16 protein-coding genes and 1 pseudogene are annotated in these 16,804 nt (G+C 72.1%); 9 read left to right on the top strand and 8 right to left on the bottom strand.

The features are described from left to right. Window positions 1-113: 113 nt before the first annotated feature. From ABZS42_RS09465 to ABZS42_RS09490, 6 genes are all read left to right on the top strand, one after another. Window positions 114-1,187, top strand: a complete 1,074-nt coding sequence (locus ABZS42_RS09465) for an ABC transporter ATP-binding protein (protein ID WP_355143472.1) — start codon at window positions 114-116, stop codon at window positions 1,185-1,187. Further along, window positions 1,184-2,968 (top strand): iron ABC transporter permease, encoded by a 1,785-nt coding sequence (locus ABZS42_RS09470; protein WP_355143473.1) that lies wholly within the window; start codon window positions 1,184-1,186, stop codon window positions 2,966-2,968. Before ABZS42_RS09465 ends, ABZS42_RS09470 begins: the two co-directional genes overlap by 4 nt. Beyond that, window positions 2,956-3,822: a creatininase family protein gene (locus ABZS42_RS09475; RefSeq protein ID WP_355143474.1), complete on the top strand. Its 867-nt coding sequence runs from the start codon at window positions 2,956-2,958 to the stop codon at window positions 3,820-3,822. The genes ABZS42_RS09470 and ABZS42_RS09475 overlap by 13 nt, the downstream gene beginning before the upstream one ends. Further along, window positions 3,819-4,772: an amidohydrolase family protein gene (locus tag ABZS42_RS09480; RefSeq protein WP_355143475.1), complete on the top strand. Its 954-nt coding sequence runs from the start codon at window positions 3,819-3,821 to the stop codon at window positions 4,770-4,772. The genes ABZS42_RS09475 and ABZS42_RS09480 overlap by 4 nt, the downstream gene beginning before the upstream one ends. Before the next feature lie 63 nt (window positions 4,773-4,835). Further along, window positions 4,836-6,293, top strand: coding sequence for a lyase family protein (locus ABZS42_RS09485; RefSeq protein WP_355143476.1), 1,458 nt, complete (start codon window positions 4,836-4,838; stop codon window positions 6,291-6,293). Then, complete coding sequence (locus ABZS42_RS09490) at window positions 6,290-7,210, top strand: ROK family protein (RefSeq protein WP_355143477.1); 921 nt, start codon at window positions 6,290-6,292, stop codon at window positions 7,208-7,210. The genes ABZS42_RS09485 and ABZS42_RS09490 overlap by 4 nt, the downstream gene beginning before the upstream one ends. A 162-nt stretch (window positions 7,211-7,372) precedes the next feature. Here ABZS42_RS09490 and ABZS42_RS09495 read toward each other — a convergent pair whose 3' ends face one another. Beyond that, entirely contained in the window at window positions 7,373-8,272 is a 900-nt protein-coding gene (locus ABZS42_RS09495; protein WP_355143478.1) for a MerR family transcriptional regulator, read from the bottom strand. A 95-nt stretch (window positions 8,273-8,367) separates the two neighbouring features. Here ABZS42_RS09495 and ABZS42_RS09500 point away from each other — a divergent pair, with 95 nt between their 5' ends. Further along, window positions 8,368-8,511 carry a hypothetical protein gene (locus ABZS42_RS09500; RefSeq protein WP_355143479.1) on the top strand — a complete coding sequence of 48 codons (144 nt, stop codon included), beginning with the start codon at window positions 8,368-8,370 and terminating at the stop codon, window positions 8,509-8,511. Window positions 8,512-8,711: 200 nt separating this feature from the next. Here the strand turns inward: ABZS42_RS09500 and fabF are convergent, their stop codons facing one another. The 6 genes and pseudogenes from fabF to ABZS42_RS09530 form a co-directional block, all read right to left on the bottom strand. Beyond that, a complete protein-coding gene (fabF, locus tag ABZS42_RS09505) occupies window positions 8,712-9,938 on the bottom strand; it encodes a beta-ketoacyl-ACP synthase II (protein WP_355143480.1) in 1,227 nt (408 codons plus the stop codon). 2 nt (window positions 9,939-9,940) lie between these two features. Continuing rightward, entirely contained in the window at window positions 9,941-10,180 is a 240-nt protein-coding gene (locus ABZS42_RS09510; RefSeq protein WP_013735281.1) for an acyl carrier protein, read from the bottom strand. An 85-nt stretch (window positions 10,181-10,265) separates the two neighbouring features. After that, complete coding sequence (locus tag ABZS42_RS09515) at window positions 10,266-11,210, bottom strand: beta-ketoacyl-ACP synthase III (protein WP_355143481.1); 945 nt, start codon at window positions 11,208-11,210, stop codon at window positions 10,266-10,268. Between the two features lie 136 nt (window positions 11,211-11,346). Beyond that, window positions 11,347-12,255: pseudogene (locus tag ABZS42_RS09520) on the bottom strand (ACP S-malonyltransferase); the annotation flags it as partial. A gap of 78 nt (window positions 12,256-12,333) precedes the next feature. Continuing rightward, on the bottom strand, window positions 12,334-13,611 hold the full coding sequence (locus tag ABZS42_RS09525) for a helix-turn-helix domain-containing protein (RefSeq protein ID WP_355143517.1): 1,278 nt from the start codon (window positions 13,609-13,611) through the stop codon (window positions 12,334-12,336). A gap of 83 nt (window positions 13,612-13,694) precedes the next feature. Next, entirely contained in the window at window positions 13,695-14,270 is a 576-nt protein-coding gene (locus tag ABZS42_RS09530) for a response regulator transcription factor (RefSeq protein WP_355143482.1), read from the bottom strand. A gap of 450 nt (window positions 14,271-14,720) precedes the next feature. Between ABZS42_RS09530 and ABZS42_RS09535 the strand changes: the two genes are divergently transcribed. Further along, window positions 14,721-15,092 carry a hypothetical protein gene (locus ABZS42_RS09535; RefSeq protein ID WP_355143483.1) on the top strand — a complete coding sequence of 124 codons (372 nt, stop codon included), beginning with the start codon at window positions 14,721-14,723 and terminating at the stop codon, window positions 15,090-15,092. 61 nt (window positions 15,093-15,153) lie between these two features. Here ABZS42_RS09535 and ABZS42_RS09540 read toward each other — a convergent pair whose 3' ends face one another. Next, window positions 15,154-15,807, bottom strand: coding sequence for a hypothetical protein (locus ABZS42_RS09540; RefSeq protein WP_355143518.1), 654 nt, complete (start codon window positions 15,805-15,807; stop codon window positions 15,154-15,156). Window positions 15,808-16,026: 219 nt separating this feature from the next. Between ABZS42_RS09540 and ABZS42_RS09545 the strand changes: the two genes are divergently transcribed. Next, on the top strand, window positions 16,027-16,683 hold the full coding sequence (locus tag ABZS42_RS09545) for a copper resistance protein CopC (RefSeq protein WP_355143484.1): 657 nt from the start codon (window positions 16,027-16,029) through the stop codon (window positions 16,681-16,683). Window positions 16,684-16,804: the final 121 nt, after the last annotated feature.

Below are 16,804 nucleotides of genomic sequence, written 5' to 3' on the forward strand. Positions count from 1 at the left end.
CCGCCGCGAGGCGACAGCCCGACCGGACACCGCCACCCGCACCCCCGGGCCCGTGGGTCCCGACCCACCGGGCGACCCGGCCAGGTCCGGTACCGCATGAAGGAGAGGACATCATGATCGATGTCACGCTGGAGTCGGTGAGTAAGCGTTTCCCGCGCGCCGGCGACTCCGCGGCGGTCGACAACGTCGACATCAGTATCGCCGCCGGAGAGTTCTTCACTCTGCTCGGCCCGAGTGGCTGCGGCAAGACCACCACCCTGCGGATGGTGGCCGGGTTCTACTTCCCCACCTTGGGGCGGATTCGGTTCGGCCAGGAGGACGTCACCCACCGACCGCCGAACAAGCGCGACACCGGCATGGTGTTCCAGAACTACGCGCTCTTCCCGCACATGAGCGTCGCCCAGAACGTCGCCTACGGGCTGAAGATCCGCAAGGTGGGTCGAATCGAGTCCAGGCGTCGAGTCGACGAGGCGCTCGGCCAGGTCCACCTCGCCGGCTACGGCGACCGCCGCATCGATCAGCTCTCCGGCGGCCAGCAGCAGCGGGTGGCGCTGGCTCGGGCGTTGGTCATCCGGCCGCGTACCCTGCTACTCGACGAGCCGCTGTCCAACCTCGACGCCAAGCTGCGTGAGGAAACCCGGGTGGAGATCCGCCGGATCCAGCAGGCAGCCGGCACCACCGCCATCTACGTCACCCACGACCAGGCCGAGGCGATGGCGATGTCCGACCGGATCGCCGTCATGGAGTCCGGCCGGGTGCGGCAGATCGGTGCCCCACAGGAGATTTACCACCGGCCGGCGACCGCCTTCGTGGCCCGGTTCATCGGCCGCAGCAATGTGCTCAGTCTGCCGGTGATCGCCGCCGATGCCGAGAGCGTCACCGTGGGGCTGCCCGGCAGCGGCGAGATCGTCGTCGCCGCCCCGGCCGACCACGGTCTGCGCCAGGGGGAGACCGCGCTTGTCTCCGTCCGGCCCGAACACCTGAGCCTCACCGCCAGCACCACCCCGGGGGCGCTGGTAGGCCGGGTGACTGAACTGGAGTTCACTGGCATGGCGACCAATCTCATCATCGACACCGGCGGTGAGCAGGTGCAGGCCGCTGCCATCGACGTGCCGGCCGGGATCGCCGTCGGCGACCAGGTCGGGCTGCGGCTGAATCGGGAGCGGATGTGGGTGGTGCGTCCGTGAGCACCATCCCCGCCACCCCCAATGCGGCGACCGTCCCGGCGGTCACCGGTGATCCGACGCCGCCGGCGGCCCCGCGTCAGCGGCGGCGGGGCCTGAACGCCAGCTCGCCCTGGTTTCCGTACGTGCTGGTGTTCCCGCTGGCGCTGGTCCTGTTCGGCTACGTCGTGCAGCCCATGTTCGCTACCTTCGCCGAGAGCGTCGGAGTCGACGGGGTAGCGAACTACACCGAGTTCCTGAGCGGCGACGGGGTGGCCCGCTCGTCGCTGCTCACCTCGCTGATGATTTCTGTGGCCAGCGTGCTGCTCTGCGGCATCGTCGGCGTGACGATGGCCTTCCTGCTCAAACGGTTCTCGTTCCCAGGCCGCCGGTTGATCGAGGCGATCATCCTGGTGCCAGCGGCGTTGCCGCCACTGATCGGGGCGATCTCGTTTCAGTTGCTCTACAGCGAGACCGGTATCCTGCCGCGCGGCCTCCAGCATCTCTTCGGCACCGAGAACCCGGTGCTGCCGTTCAGCGGCATCGCCGGGGTGCTGGTGGTGCACACCTTCACCATGTACCCGTTCTTCTACCTCGCCGCGTCGGCAGCCCTGGTCGGCATGGACCCGTCGGTGGAGGAGGCGGCCTACAACCTCGGCGCCGGCCGGGTGCGGATGTGGCGCACGGTGCTGCTGCCGATGCTCACCCCGGCGCTGGTCTCCGCGTCGCTGCTGGTCTTCATGACGTCGCTGGCGTCGTACACGGCCCCGCTGCTGTTCGGGGTGGACCAGACGATGACCATGCAGATCTACATCAACCGCACCAACGGTGACCTGCCGATGGCATCCACGTACGCCTCTGTGCTCGCGGTGGCCTCCGTGCTGTTCCTGCTCGGCATGCGCTGGTACGAGGGACGTCGCAGCTACCGCTCCCTGTCGAAGGGCGTCGCCTCGCACCGCAGGGAGATCACCAACCCGCTCGGCAAGTGGCTGGCCCTGGTCGCCTCGATGCTGGCCACCGTGGTCCTTCTCGCCCCGGTCGTGACCATCGCGCTGGTTGCGTTCTCGAAGGACGGTTCCTGGACCACCGAGGTGATTCCGTCGGAGTACACCATGCAGAACTTCGTCACGATCCTCTCTGAGCCGGGCGCGTACCGACCGATCCTCAACTCGTTGCAGATGAGCCTGCTGGCAACGGTCGGCTGCGTGGCGGTCGGCGTGCTGATCGCGTACGCGGTGCGGCGGCTCGACTTCCGTGGCCGAGGCCTGCTTGACGTGGCGGTGATGCTGGCCTGGGCACTGCCCGGCACGGTGGTGGCGATCAACCTGATCTCCGCGTTCAGCACCGGCAACGCGTTCAGCTTCGGGCAGGCGCTGATCGGCACCTTCTGGATCATGCCGCTGGCGTACTTCGTGCGGTTCCTGCCACTGGTGTTCCGGTCCAGCTCGGCGACCCTCGCCCAGATCGACCCGTCGCTGGAGGAGGCTGCCCGGAACCTCGGCGCGCCGTGGTGGCGAGCGTTCCGCACAGTCACCCTGCGGCTGATGCTGCCGGGCGTCCTGGCCGGCGCGCTGCTCGCCTTCGTCAACGGCGTCGGAGAGTTCGTCGCCTCGGTGTTGATCTACACCTCGGAGACCGCACCCATCTCAGTGGAGATCAACAACCGGATGTACTCGTTCGAGATCGGCACCGCCGCCGCTTACGGCATGCTCCAGGTGGTCCTGATCTTCGTGGTGATGGTGGTCTCCGGGCGCCTGCAGAACGGCCGCCCGGCCAGTCGGGAGGCAGCGAAGTGGACGATCTGACCTGGGCTACTGATGGTGGGCTGATGCCCGCCGCCCGGATCCCCGGCGTGGAGTTGGCCGCGGTGGCCGAGGCTGCGGACTTCGCGGTGCTGCCGGTCGGCGCAGTCGAGTGGCACGGCCCGCACCTGCCGCTCGGCACCGACCTGATCCTCGCCGAGGGATTCGCCGCCGAATCGGGCGGCTCCCGGTCCGGCACGACCCCCGGTCCGGCCGGGCCGCGTGGGGTGATCTTTCCGGCCGTCCCGTACGCGGCCTGCCCCGGGCAGACCCGGCCCTGGCCGGGCACGATCTCGATCCGGCCGGAGATCGCCGTCGGCTACCTCGCCGACGTGATCGAGGGGATCGTCGCCGCCGGCTTCGGCCGGCTGCTGATCGTCAACGGCCACGATGCCAACATGTCCACCGCCCGGGCCGCCATGGAGTGGGTCTCCGGCCGGCGGACCGCCAGCCTGCTGCTGGTCAACTGGTTCCAGCTGGTCACCCCGGCCGAGACCACGGAGCTGTACGGGCCGCTGACCTCGCGCGGGCACGGCGGGGCCTACGAGACCTCCGGTGTGCTCGGTTTCGACCCTGGCGCGGTACGCCTCGCCGCCGCCGCTGACCTGCCACCGAAGCCGAAGCTGCCGGTCGGCCACCCGTACGTGCTGGTCGAGTCCCGGCCCGATCCGTGGCAGGGCTGGTCCGGGCACGTTTCGCTGGCCACCGAGGAAGCCGGCCAGCAGGTACGCGTGTTGGCCGGCGAGCGGTTGCGGGAAGTCGTCGCCGCCTGGGTGGCCGCTCCGCTGCCTGCCGAGCCGACCGCTGATCCGCTGCCGGTCTCAGCTGCCGGCGACCCGACCGGGGAGGCGTCATGACCGTGGACCGCGGACTCGACATCGTCGACTTCCACCTGCACTTCCGGATCGGCGCCGACGAGACGATCCACGCCTGCGAGCACGCCGCCGGAATGCATCCAGGCGGGGAGCACGAGCGGGCCGTTCGGGCCGCCGGCTCCGCCCCGTACGCCCGCCAGTGGCGACAGGCGTGGAGCTTCCCCGACCCGGAGCCCCCCGCCGAGCGCTGGCAGGATGAGGCCGACCGCTGGGCCGACGAGTTGCGCGCGGTCAACGTCCGGCGTGCCGTCTTCGTCACCGGCGGCGGCAACGACGCCGTCGCCGACGTGGTCGACCGCCACCCGGAGCTGCTGCTCGGCTTCGCCCACCACGACCCGTACAGCCCTGGGGCCGCCGCCGAGTTGGACCGGGCGGTGACCGAACGCGGGCTGCGCGGTCTCAAGCTCTTCGCCCCGCTGCTGCGCGGCCCGTTGGACCATGCCGACCTCGATCCGCTCTGGGCCGCAGCGCAGCGACTCGGCGTGCCGGTGCTGGTCCACATCGGCCACTACGGCAGTGCCGGCGGCCTGACCTCCGGTCGGTACGGCAACCCGAACGAGCTGGCCCGGATGGCCCGCCGCTTCCCGGAGCTGAACGTGGTGGTGCCGCACTTCGGCGTCCAGCACGTTCAGGACCTCTTCTTCGCTGCCTGGGGCTGCCCCAACATCCACGTCGACACCTCCGGCTCCAACCAATGGGTGCGTTGGATGCCGTACAGGCTGACGCTGGAGGACCTTTTTCGCCGTTGTTACGAGACGATCGGCCCGGAGCGGATCGTCTTCGGCAGCGACTCGTCGTGGTTCCCGCGCGGCTACGTCAGCCGCTACCTCGACGACCAGCTTCGTGTCTGCCGGGAGATAGGGATGCCCGACGACCACCTCCGCGCGATCTTCGCCGGCAACGCCGAGCGACTACTCGGCCTGACCGACTGACCAGCCGAGACCCGGGACGCGGCGTCGTGCCGTGCCCCGGCCTGGAAGGAAGTAAGGAACGCCATGAGCACACCCACGCTGACCACCTACCAGCGGCACCACCTGGCACCCACCTATGACCATCACGTCGGCTACCTCTACCCAGCGATGGTCCGTGCCAGCCAGGCGCACGTGGTGATGTTGACCGAGCGAGGGCTGGTTTCCGCGGAGCGGGGTGCGCGCCTGCTGCGCGGGCTGGCCGTGCTGCGCGCCGACAGCGCCCCGCCACCGGCGTTCGACGGAACGTTCGAGGACACCTACTACCTGGTGGAGAAGCGGCTTGCCGAGGCGTGCGGCATCCCCACGTCCGAGCTGGACGTCCAGATGGCCCGCAGTCGCAACGACCTGGACGCGGGTGTGTTCCGGATGCTGTTGCGCGGCCAGTTGCTCGACGTGCTCGACCGGGTCCTGGCCACCGGACGGACGGCGCTGGACGCCGCCGACCGGTACGCCGAAGTAGTGATCACCGGTTACACCCACCGCCGGCCCGCCCAGCCCACCACCATGGGGCACGCCCTCGCCGGGTACGCCGAGGCGCTTGCCGGCGAGGCTGTCGCCTACGCCGATCTGATCGACCAGCTCAACGTCTCGCCGCTGGGCTCCTGCGCATTCGCCGGCACCGACCTGGACATCGCCCCGGCCCGGGTGGCCGAACTGCTCGGCTTTGACGGCCTGGTCACCAACTCGTACGAGGCGGTCGCCGGCGCCGACCACCTGGTCCGGGTCGGCACCCTGAACGCCCAGGCCCTCGCCACCGGCGCTCGGTTGGCCCGCACCCTGATGGATTGGCTGAGCTGGAACTGGGTGGTCACGCCCGGCGACTTCACCCAGGGCAGCAGCATCATGCCGCAGAAACGCAACCCGGTGGTTCTGGAGCACCTGGTGTCGATGGCCGGGGCGGCCGCCGCCGACGCCGCCTCGGTGCTCAACAACGTCGGTGCCGCGTGGTGGGAGGACTCCAACAACGCCACCACCGACGTGCAGGTCCGGCTCTGGGACAGCAACGACCGGACGGCGCGGTTCTTCGCCCTGGTCGGCGGCTTCCTCGCCGAACTGGAGCCGCTGAAGCCGCCGAGCCCGGAGGAGATCGTCGCCTCCGGTGCCACCACCACCGCTGCGGCCGACGCGCTTACCCGACACGGGCTGCCGTTCAGGGCCGCCCACTCCGTGATCGGCCGACTGGTCCGGGCCGGCGCCCCGGGCACCTGGACCGCCGACGGTGTCCGCGCTGCCGCCGAGGGGCTGACCGACCGGCTGACCGACGCAGCCGTCGCTGATCTGATCGCCGCCGCCGTCGACCCCGACCTCGTGCTCGGCCGAGCGCAGGTGGACGGCCCGGGTGCCGCCGCTGTCCGCGCCCAGGTCGGTAAGCTGCGCATCGCCTTCGCCGGGGTGGCCGACCGCCGAACTGCCGTCCGTGACCGGCTCGCCCGTGCTGACGAGGCGCTGGACAAGGTCGCCGCCGAGGTGGCCGGCCGGTGAGCGTACGTCTGGCCGGGCAGGCCGATCTTGGCACCCGCACCGACGAACTGTTGCTCGGAATCGACTTCGGCGGGACCAAGATGGCCGTCGGCGTCGCCGACGGTGAGGGCCGACTTCTGGCCCACCGGCGGATCCCCACACACGCCGAGCGCGGTGCCTCACAGGCGTTGGAACGGGCCCTGGGGCTGGCCGGGACGCTGGTGGCCGAGGTGGGCGGGCCTCTGGTGGCGGCTGGGGTGGCCTCGCCTGGCGTGGTCCGTCCCGACGGCATCGACCTGGCCCCCAATGTGCCCGGCTGGGAACGGCTGCGGCTGGCCGACGCGGTCCGTGACTCCCTCGCCGTGGCCCGGGTAGCGGTGGACAACGATCTGAACGCCGCCGCCCTGGCCGAGCTGCGGCTCGGCGCGCTCCGGGACGCCGACCCTGGACTGGTCGTCGGGATCGGCACCGGCGTGGCGGCAGCTGTCACGGTCGGCGGGACGGTCCTTGCCGGTCACCGGGGCGCGGCCGGCGAGATCGGGTACGCGGTGGCCGGCGGCCCGTGGCCGGGCACCATGCTGGAGCTGGACTTCTCCGGTCGGGCACTGGACCGGCTCGCCGACGAGCTAGGGGTGCCCGGTGGTGCGGCCGGGATGGCCGCCGCTGCCGAACTGCCCGGAGCGGCCCGGGACGCGCTCAGCGGCCGGGTCGACGAGTTGGCCCGCCACCTGGTTACCTGCTGCCTGCTGCTCGACCCGCAGAGGGTGGTGCTGGTTGGCGGGGTGGCCGGCAGCACGTTGATCCGGGGGCTGCTCGTCGACCGGCTGGCCGAGGTGCTGCCGCACCGGCCCGACGTGGTGCTGTCCCGGTTCGCCGACGACGCGGCACTGCTCGGCGCGATCACTCTGGCCCGCGAGGCGGTCCCGGCGAGTCGTTGACCCGTGCGCGTAAGCGCGACGAGCCGGAGCGTTGACCCCGGGTGCCCGGCCCGCCTCGTCACGGGCTGGGCACCCGCCCAGGTTGTCCGTCCCTCCGAAGGTCTTGAAGGCACCGCGGCCCCCCGATGGGCCGATCTCTTCCAAGATCGGCCCATCGAGTGGTCAATGCTGTGCGCGCAGGGCGGCGATCAGCCACTCCACCGCCGGGACGGCGGGCGGGAACGGCTCCCGGCCGTTGAGCACCCCGATCAGCTGCCAGTACCGCTCCACGCGCCGGTCGGTGAAGGTGCCGAGGGAGTCGGCCAATGCCCGACGCTGATCCGGGGTGAGCGGTGCGCTCACCATCTCGTCGAGCACCGCCTGCCCCTCCGGCGAGGCCGGGTCGGTTCCGGCGGTCACTGCCGCGCGTGCCAACTCGAGTTTCGCCATCGGCTCCGGTGGAGGCGCCGGCTCGTCGGTCGTACCGGCCACCGCCATCTGGCGTACCCGGCGACGGAACTCCGGGTCGGCCACCAGTTCGGCCAGCTCCAGCCAGGCGTCCACCTCCTCGTCGGTGGGCTCGTCAGGCAGTTCCGCGGGCAGTGCCCGCATGGCTTGCGCCAGTCCGGCCGGAGGACCCTCGATGCCGGCGAACACCTCGGCGACGAAGTCGTCGATGATCTGCTGCCGCTCCCGTGCGGATCGGCGGGCCAGGTCGTTCATGAGTTTCAACTCCTCGGTCGTGCTGCCACGTCGGGTGATCGACCGCAGCACCGCCCGGCGCAGCCGCAGCGTGCGGATCTCCGCGTCCAACGCCAGCAGGTGCGCCCGCGCCACGTCCTGCACGTTCGCCTGCCGGTCCAGGATCCGGCGTACGTCGTCCAGGCCGATGCCCAGTTCACGTAGGCTGCTCAGCAGCTCCAGCCGGGCCACCGCGGCCGCGTCGTAGCGCCGGTAGCCGGCGGCCGAGCGGGCCGTCGGCGGCAGCAGCCCCAGGTCAGACCAGAACCGGATGGTCCGCACGGTGAGGCCGCTCCGGCGGGCGAGCTGCCCGATGCCGAACAGGTCGGTGCTGTCGTTCACAGCGGTCAGCCTCCCGTCTCCAGCCACTGGAGAGTCAACCCGACCGGCGGAGAATCCGGTCGCGCCGTCCCGGATGGCCCTGACACCCTCGCCACATGGCGGAGGCACAGGGGTTCCGGTACGTCGAACGGGCCGACGGCAGCGTGGTGATCCGGCACCACGGGCGGGCCGCCGTCACCCTGCGCGGCGGTCGGCCGCGAGGTTCCTCGCCGAGGTCGACGACGACCCGCAACTGGTGATGGCGCGGTGGACCGGCAACTACCGCCGCGGCAACGAGCGGACGGCGCAGCGACACCCGCGCAACCGGGGCTGACAAGGCGGAAGGGCCCGCGCTCAACGAGCGCGGGCCCTCGACGTGTGTCAGTCGTTACCGGGGGATGTTGCCGTGGACACTCCGGCCGACCGGGACGGCGGTGCACCCTGCGCCGCCCGGACGTGCTCAGGGCCGCGTGAAGACGAGCGCCACGTTGTGCCCACCGAAGCCGAACGCGTTGTTCAGCGCGGCGGGGATTTCCATGTTGCGGGCCTTGTGAGCGGCCACGTCCAAGGTGAGGGCCTCGTCCGGGTCGTCGAGGTTGATCGTCGGCGGAACGATGCCGTCACGGATGGCGAGGATGGTGGCGATCGACTCGAGCGCGCCGGCCGCGCCGAGCAGGTGCCCGGTCATCGACTTGGTCGCGGAGAGCACCGGGTGGTCGCCGAGCGCCTTGTGCAGCGCACCGATCTCCAGCATGTCGCCGATCGGGGTGGACGTGGCGTGCGCGTTGACGTGCACGATGTCCTGTTTTGCGACACCCGAGTCGGCGATCGCCTTCGAGATCGCCCGGATCGCGCCCTCGCCCTCGTTGTGCGGCTGCACGATGTCGAACGCGTCGGAGGTGATGCCGGCGCCCGCCACCCGCGCGTACACGCGGGCCCCGCGTGCGGCCGCGTGATCGGCCCGCTCCAGGATGAGGACACCCGCACCCTCGCCGAGGACGAAGCCGTCCCGGCCCTTGTCCCACGGCCGGGAGGCCTTCTCCGGCTCGTCGTTGCGGGTCGACATCGCCCGCATCGAGGCGAAGCCGGCGATCGGCAGCGGGTGGACGACGGCCTCGGTGCCACCGGCGACCACCACATCGGCCCGGCCGGACCGGATGATGTCCAGGCCGAGCGCGATCGCCTCCGCACCGGTCGCGCAGGCGCTGGCCATCGAGTGCACACCGGCCTTGGCGCCGACCTCGATCCCCACCCAGGCGGCCGGGCCGTTCGGCATCAGCATCGGCACGGTGTGCGGAGACACCCGGCGCGGCCCGGATGCCTCGAGGATGTCGTCCTGGGCGAGAAGGGTGGTCGCACCGCCGATGCCGGAGCCCAAGCTCACCGCCAGCCGCTCCGAGTCCAGCCCGGAGTCGGCCAGTCCGGCGTCCGCCCATGCCTGCTGTGCCGCGATGAGGGCGATGGCCTCGGAGCGGTCCAGCCGGCGCAGCCGGACCCGGTCCAGCACCTCCGAAGGTTCGACGGCGAGCTGCGCGGCGATCTGGACCGGCAGTTGCGCCGCCCACTCCTGGGTGAGCGGACTCACCCCGGAGCGGCCGGCGACCATGGCGTCCCAGGTCGACGCGACGTCCCCGCCGAGCGGGGTCGTCGCGCCGAGCCCGGTGACGACGACGTCGGGGCGAGTCATGATCAGGACTGCGCCTCGATGTAGCTGACCGCGTCACCGACGGTCTTGAGGTTCTGCACCTCGTTGTCCGGGATCTTGACGCCGAACTTCTCCTCGGCCGCCACGACGACCTCCACCATGGAGAGCGAGTCGACGTCCAGGTCGTCGGTGAACGACTTCCCCTCGGCCACGTCGTCCGGGCTCACCCCGGCAACCTCTTCGAGGATCTCGGCGAGGCCGGCGGTGATCTCGTCACGGGTCATTACGGTTGGTTCCTCTCATCGGGTTGATCTCGTCGAACGGCTTCGCCGCCGACGTACGCCTCGACGCTGCGCGTCGAGTCGGGTCTCAGGGGCAGCGGACGACCTGACCCGCGTAGGTCAGGCCACCGCCGAAACCGAAGAGCAGCACCGGGGCTCCGGAGGGGATCTCCCGCCGCTCGACGAGCTTGGACAGCGCCAGCGGCACACTCGCCGCCGAGGTGTTGCCGGACTCGACGATGTCCTTCGCGATGATCGCGTCGGGGATGTCGAGCCGCTTCGCGATGCCGTCGATGATCCGTGCGTTCGCCTGGTGCGGCACGAACGCGGCCAGCTCGGACGGGGACACCCCGGCCCGCTCGCAGGCCTGCAGGGCCAGCGGGGCGAGCGCGGTAGTCGCCCAGCGGAACACCGTCTGGCCCTCCTGCTGCACGTACGCGCGCCAGCCTTCGATCCGCACCGCGTCGCTCTTCTCGGGCACCGAGCCCCAGAGCACCGGACCGACCCCGGCGGGCTCGTCCTCGCCGCTGGCGGTGACCACCGCCGCTCCCGCGCCGTCGCCGAAGATGATGCAGGTCGAGCGGTCGGTCCAGTCGGTGAAGTCGGAGAGCTTCTCCGCGCCGATGACGATCGCGTTGCGCGCCGCACCGGCCCGGATCGCGTGGTCGACGGTGCCCAGCGCGTACGAGAAGCCCGAGCAGGCGGTGTTGATGTCGTACGCCCCGGGCGCGTTGATGCCGAGCTTGGCCGCCACCCGGCAGGCCACGTTGGGGCTGCGGTCCACCGACGTGCAGGTGGCGACCACGACCAGGTCGATGTCGGCGGCGGTGAGGCCGGAGTTGGCCAGTGCCTTGCCGGCGGCGGCAGCGGCCATGTCGGCCACCGTCTCGTCACCGGCGATCCGGCGGGTGACGATGCCGACCCGGTCGCGGATCCACTCGTCGTTCGTGTCGACCATCCGGGCCAGGTCGTCGTTGGTGACGATCCGGGAGGGCTGGTAGTGCCCCAGGGCGACGATCCGGCTTCCGGCCATCAGTTCATGCCTTTCGTTCGCGACTGCGGGGCCCGCAGGACCGTCTCGTTCCTCGCGCTCACCGTGGTGTCGTTCGTTCGTGACTGCGGGATCTGCAGCCCCGTATCGCTGCTCGCGCTCACCGCTTTCCGCCGACGCGGGCGATCAGGTCGCGCGCGGCGGGAAGGTCGTCGGGGGTGTTCAGGGTGACGATCTCCGGGACGTTGCCGCCCTTGAACTCCCGCTTGACCAGTCCGGCCAGCGTGCCGGCCGGCGGCAGCTCGATCACGCCGGTGACGCCGAGGTCGGCGAGCGTACGCATGCAGAGATCCCAGCGGACCGGGGCGGTGACCTGGCGGACCAGGCGCTGCACCATCTCGTCGCCGTGGTCGACCGCCGCGCCGTCGAAGTTCGACAGCAGGACGCGGGCCGGACCGCTCGGCGTGATCGCGCCAGCCGCCGCGGCGAGCGCGCTCTCCGCCGGCGCCATGTACGGGGTGTGGAAGGCGCCGGCCACCTGGAGGCGGATGATCCGGGCCTTCGTCGGCGGCTCGGCGGCGAGCTTGTCGAGGTTGTCCAGCGCGCCGGCGGCGACGATCTGGCCGGTGCCGTTGCGGTTGGCGGGGTACAGGCCGTGCGCCTCGATCGCGGCGACCACCTCGTCGGGGTCACCGCCCAGCACGGCGGCCATCCCGGTCGGCTCCAGCGCGCAGGCGGCGGCCATCTCGCGGCCGCGTACGCCGGCCAGCGTGATCGCGGCCTCGGCGGTGAGCACGCCGGCCAGGGCGGCCGCGCCCAGTTCGCCGACGCTGTGCCCGGCGGTGACCGTCACGTCGTGCATCGGCAGGTGCTCGCCGGCGAGCAGCGCGGCGGCGACCAGCAGCGGCTGGGTGCGGGCGGTGTCCTTGATCTCGTCGGCGTCCGCGGCGGTGCCGAGGTGCACCAGGTCGACCCCGGCGAGAGCGGACCACGAACGCAGCCGCGCCTCAGCGCCGGCCAGGTCGAGCCAGGGGGTCAGGAAGCCGGGCTTCTGCGAACCCTGCCCGGGAGAAAGTACAGCGAGCACGACTACGACTCTTCCGGATACGCGCGGGTAGCGCTGTGCCGCCCCCGACCAAACCACACTAGAACCTTTGGAGAGATCCTACAAAGATCGGCGGTGGTCATCGCCCGTCTGTGACGTTTTGCCGGCAGCTGGGCCCAATGTCTGAGCCGGGACTGGCGGGACCACTGGGTCGAGCCGGCCGACCGCCAGCGCCACCTGGAGCGCGAACGCGTCTCGCGCGGTGAGCGGCGACAGACCGGTCACCTCGGCGATCCGGCGTAGCCGGTAGCGCACCGTGTTCGGGTGGACGAAGAGCGCCCGGGCGGCGCTCTCCAACGTACCGCCCGCGGTGATGAAGGCGTCCAGCGTCTCCAACAGCTCGCCGCCGGCCCGGATCAGCACCCCGTACACGTCGTGCCGCAGCCGCCGGCGGGCCTCCGCGTCCCCGGCGAGCGCGCGTTCCGGAAGCAGGTCGGTGGCGGGCACCGGCCGGGGAGCCCCCGGCCAGGCCGGAGCCGCACGGAAGCCGGCCAGCGCGGCCCGTGCCGACTCGGCCGCCGCGTCCAGGCTCGGCACCGGCGGGCCGACCACCACCGGCCCGTCACCGAACGCGCTGAGCAGTTTCTGGGTGGCCGTCAGCGGATCGTCGGCTCCACCGAGCACGACGACCAGCCGGTCACCGTGCACGCCGCCGATCACCTCGACGCCGATCCGTCGGGCCTGCCGGTACACCGTGTGCAGCACGGCGGAGACCTCGCCGCCCGGGGACCGGCCGACCGCCACCGCGACCGGCGGGGCGTCCGCCCAGCCCAACGCGGCCGCGCGACTGGCCAGTACGTCCGGCGAGTCGCCCCGCAGCAGCGCGTCCACCAGCAGCGCCTGCAACCGGGCGTCCCAGGCGCCGCGCGACTCGGCGGCACGGGCGTAGACCCGGGCGGCGGCGAACGCGATCTCCCGCGAGAACCGCAGCACCGCGTCACGGAGCTGCTGCTGCTCGCCATCCGCGGCGAGGTGCGGCACCTGCTCCTCGACGACGTCGATGGTCACCTTGATCAGCGCCACCGTCTGCTGGAGGGTGATCGAGCGTGCCAGCGCCTGCGGGGCGGCCGCGAAGACTTCGTCGGAGACCTCCTGGGTGCTGTCGGCGCCGCCGCCACCGGAGCGCAGCCACTGCACCAGCGACCGGGTGCCGGCCTGGGCGACCAGCATGACCCAGGACCGCTGATCGGCCGGGAGGGTGCGGAACCAGGGCAGCGTCTCGTCCATCCGGGCCACGCTCGCCGTCGCCAGAGCGCCCGCCGACCGCTCGATCCGGCGCAGCGTCGCGCTCAAGTCTCCGTCGCCCGGCTGATTCCCCACCCCACCAGCCTGACACATGCGCTGACCGGCCTCGCTCCGCCGGGCGGCCGCAGGCTTGGCCACGACGCACCGGACGGTCGGTGGGGCACCGGCCGGGGACGTCAGCCGGGTGGCGGAGCGGGCAGTTCCAGTTCCTGGGCCAGGATGGCCGCCTGCACCCGGCGGCGCAGCTCCAGCTTGGCCAGGATCCGGCTGACGTGGGTCTTGGTGGTGCTCTCCGCCATCGCCAAGCGCACCGCGATCTGCTGGTTGGACAGGCCGAGCCCAAGGCAGGCCAGCACGTCGCGCTCCCGCCGGGTGAGCGCGCCCAGCACCGCCCCGCTCACGGCCGGTGCGGCCGGGGCGGACGACGCGAACGCCCGGATCAGTCGCCGGGTCACCGCCGGCGCGATCATTCCCTCGCCCCGGGCCTCTGCCCGCACCGCGGCCAGCAGACCGGCCGCGTCGGTGTCCTTGAGCAGGAAGCCGGCCGCCCCGGCCCGCAGCGCTCCGAAGACGTACTCGTCGAGGTCGAAGGTGGTGAGCACCAGCACGTCGGCGAGCCCCTCGGCGACGATCTCCCGGGTCGCCGCCACGCCGTCCCGACGCGGCATGCGTACGTCGAGCACCGCGACGTCCGGGCGCAGCTCCCGGCAGAGCCGGACCGCCTCGTCGCCGTCGCCGGCCGCACCGACCACGGCGATGTCCGGTGCGGCGGCCAGGATCAGACTCAGCCCGGCCCGGACCGGACCGCCGGCTGGTCGTCGGCGAGCACCACGCGGACCGTCGCGCCTTCGGCCGCCGGCTAGGCACACCAGGCCAGGGCGTCTGCAAGCGGACGCCCAGGCCGAACAGGACCAGCCCGCCGACGAGCGACGCGCCGGCCAGGGCGACGTCGCGGCCCCGGGTGCCCGAACGGAGCCACGCGGGCAGTCGCATGGCTCGATCCCACCACATCCACGGCCGGTCACCGCCCGCCCACGGGAGGACTCGACGCCGCCCCGACTCCACCGAAGGTGCTACGCGACTCGCGTCCACCCGGCGGGCGACCCCGGTACGCCCTGCGCAGCCCGTCGGGGGCGGCCAGTAAGTTGGCAGGGCGCGTCGGCCGACCACCGAGGTGCGATGGCGAGTGTGAGGAGACCGGGATGGCGCAGGGGGAGGCCGATCACGGCTGCGCCCGGGGGGAGCCGTGCCGGCCGGGCAACGACCAGCAGGCGGCCGCGAAGCCGCGCCGGCTGACCGGTGGACTTCCCCCCTTTTCTACGGATCCGGCTGCGGGACGGTCCGGGCCGGCCGAGCCGACGGCCGGGCGGGGCGCCGAGCGGCCCGAGGAGGACGCCGCCGTGCCGCGGCAGCGGTCCGCTGAGCCCGCCCTGCCCGTCGAGCCGGAACCGACGGAGCCCCGTTCGGGCTGTCGCAGCGACCTGCCCGGCTGGGCGGGCGCGCACCGGCACGGCGCGGTCCGGCCCCCGTTGCGGGACGTCCGTCGGGAGCGGCCGCCGCGCCGCTGGTGCTGACTCGTCGTGATCTTCGATCGTTGCTGGTCCCGATTGTTCCGATCAGGACCAGCGGCGGCGGTCAGCGGGTGCGGCGGCGGATGAGCAGCGCGATCCCGGCGAGGCCGGAGGTGATGACCAGCACCACCGCGACGTTCAGCAGCAGCAGGCGCTGAAGGTCGCCGAGCGCCCGGTCGATGTCCTTGGCCGGATTGAGCGAGTCCTCCGGGATGACCCGTTCGCCGCCGCCGACGCCGCCGCTGACCGTGTCGTACTCCCGCTCCAGCGGGACGCCCGCGGTCCGCAACGTCTCGGACATGGAGAGCCGACCGAGGAACCATCCGGCCTGGGTCTTGCGGGCGTCCGGCTGCTTGGCCGGCCGGTAGATCCGCGGCCCGCCGACGGCCTTCGGGTACAGGTCGTAGGTCTGCTTCGGCTTGTCGCCGGCGAGCACGACGATCGTGTACTTCGGACCGAGATCGGCCGGCTTCGGCCCGGTGGCCGCGCCCGTACGGCCGAGGAAGTTGACCTGGTCGATCACGGCGGACACCTGGCTCGGCTGGGTGTCCGCGCGCAGCCGCAACGGCTCGGTCAGTCCCACTCCGGTGACGTCCACGCCGGGCGGTGGCGGTGGCGGCTTCGGGGCGGCGTGCACCGGGCCGGCGAAACCGACCGACAGAGCCGCCGTGAGCGCGCCGGCCAACATGGCGACCAGTCGCCTCACCTGTCGGACCATCGCCGCCTCCTCGCCCCGTTCGATGGATGGCTTCGCCGCGCCGGACGCCTCATCGGCGGTGGCGATCCGGATCCGGTGATCGGACGCCACACTTCAAGACTCCGTGAGAAGTTGATTGGTTGCAGCTCATGGAACAGTAATTGGAACTATTTGCGATCCTGGATCGACCAATGAGCAGCCGTTGATCAGCGGGCGGATCGTACCTTTGCGGAGGCCTTCATGGGGGGCAGGGTCGCACGTCTGGCGCGCTTCGTGCTAGCGGTATCCGGCGTGGCGCTCGGTGTGTCGTTGGCTCTGCCGGCGGCGCCGGCCGCCGCGCACAACTCGTTGACCGGCAGCGATCCGCGCGACGGCGCCCGGGTCGCGACCGCGCCGGCCCGGATCGAGCTCAGGTTCCTGTCCCGACTGGACCCGGCCACGACGAAGATCACAATCACCGGTCCGGACAATGTGGCTGCCGCGGGCGGCGCGCCGAGCTTCTCGGGCAGCCGGGTGCGGGTGCCGTTCGAGCCGGGCCGGGCGGGGCTCTACATCGTCGGCTACCAGGTGGCGTCCGGTGACGGACACCCGATCTCGGGAGAGGTGCGGTTCACGCTCACCACCGGCACGCCGGCTGACCCGTCCGCGTCGCCGGGGGAGCCGTCGCTGACACCGTCGGCGACCGGCGGCACGCCGGCCTCTCCCTTGGCCCCCTCGTCCGGCCCGGCCCTCACGGCGGGGCCGGACGCCGCCAGCCCGAGCGCGGCCACCGTGCCCACGGCCAACGAGAGTGACGACGTCAGCGGTTGGCTGTGGGCGGCCGGTGCGCTGGTGCTGCTCGCCGTCCTGGCGGCCGGTCTGCTGTTCCGTCGACGCTCCGCTCGCGGCCGTCCGTAACCCCGTCTCACCGGCCGGCCGCACCTGGGATGACCGCGGCCGGCCAGCCGCGCGTTCGGCGGTCTGCGCGATGCCGGTCGGCGTAACCCTTCGTGAGGCCGAGTGCGGCCTGCTGTTCGTC

Origin of the sequence: Micromonospora sp. NPDC005367 (genome assembly GCF_040606825.1) — a bacterium.
Taxonomy (GTDB): Bacteria; Actinomycetota; Actinomycetes; order Mycobacteriales; family Micromonosporaceae; genus Micromonospora.

Bases quoted from the DNA above. Each gene is read 5' to 3' on its own strand.
- ABZS42_RS09535 (WP_355143483.1), top strand. From the start codon at position 14,721: ATGGCGCAGGGGGAGGCCGATCACGGCTGCGCCCGGGGGGAGCCGTGC.
- ABZS42_RS09515 (WP_355143481.1), bottom strand. From the start codon at position 11,210: ATGGCCGGAAGCCGGATCGTCGCCCTGGGGCACTACCAGCCCTCCCGG.
- ABZS42_RS09500 (WP_355143479.1), top strand. From the start codon at position 8,368: ATGGCGGAGGCACAGGGGTTCCGGTACGTCGAACGGGCCGACGGCAGC.
- ABZS42_RS09510 (WP_013735281.1), bottom strand. From the start codon at position 10,180: ATGACCCGTGACGAGATCACCGCCGGCCTCGCCGAGATCCTCGAAGAG.
- ABZS42_RS09540 (WP_355143518.1), bottom strand. From the start codon at position 15,807: ATGGTCCGACAGGTGAGGCGACTGGTCGCCATGTTGGCCGGCGCGCTC.
- ABZS42_RS09465 (WP_355143472.1), top strand. From the start codon at position 114: ATGATCGATGTCACGCTGGAGTCGGTGAGTAAGCGTTTCCCGCGCGCC.
- ABZS42_RS09480 (WP_355143475.1), top strand. From the start codon at position 3,819: ATGACCGTGGACCGCGGACTCGACATCGTCGACTTCCACCTGCACTTC.
- ABZS42_RS09545 (WP_355143484.1), top strand. From the start codon at position 16,027: ATGGGGGGCAGGGTCGCACGTCTGGCGCGCTTCGTGCTAGCGGTATCC.
- ABZS42_RS09525 (WP_355143517.1), bottom strand. From the start codon at position 13,611: ATGTGTCAGGCTGGTGGGGTGGGGAATCAGCCGGGCGACGGAGACTTG.
- fabF (WP_355143480.1), bottom strand. From the start codon at position 9,938: ATGACTCGCCCCGACGTCGTCGTCACCGGGCTCGGCGCGACGACCCCG.
- ABZS42_RS09485 (WP_355143476.1), top strand. From the start codon at position 4,836: ATGAGCACACCCACGCTGACCACCTACCAGCGGCACCACCTGGCACCC.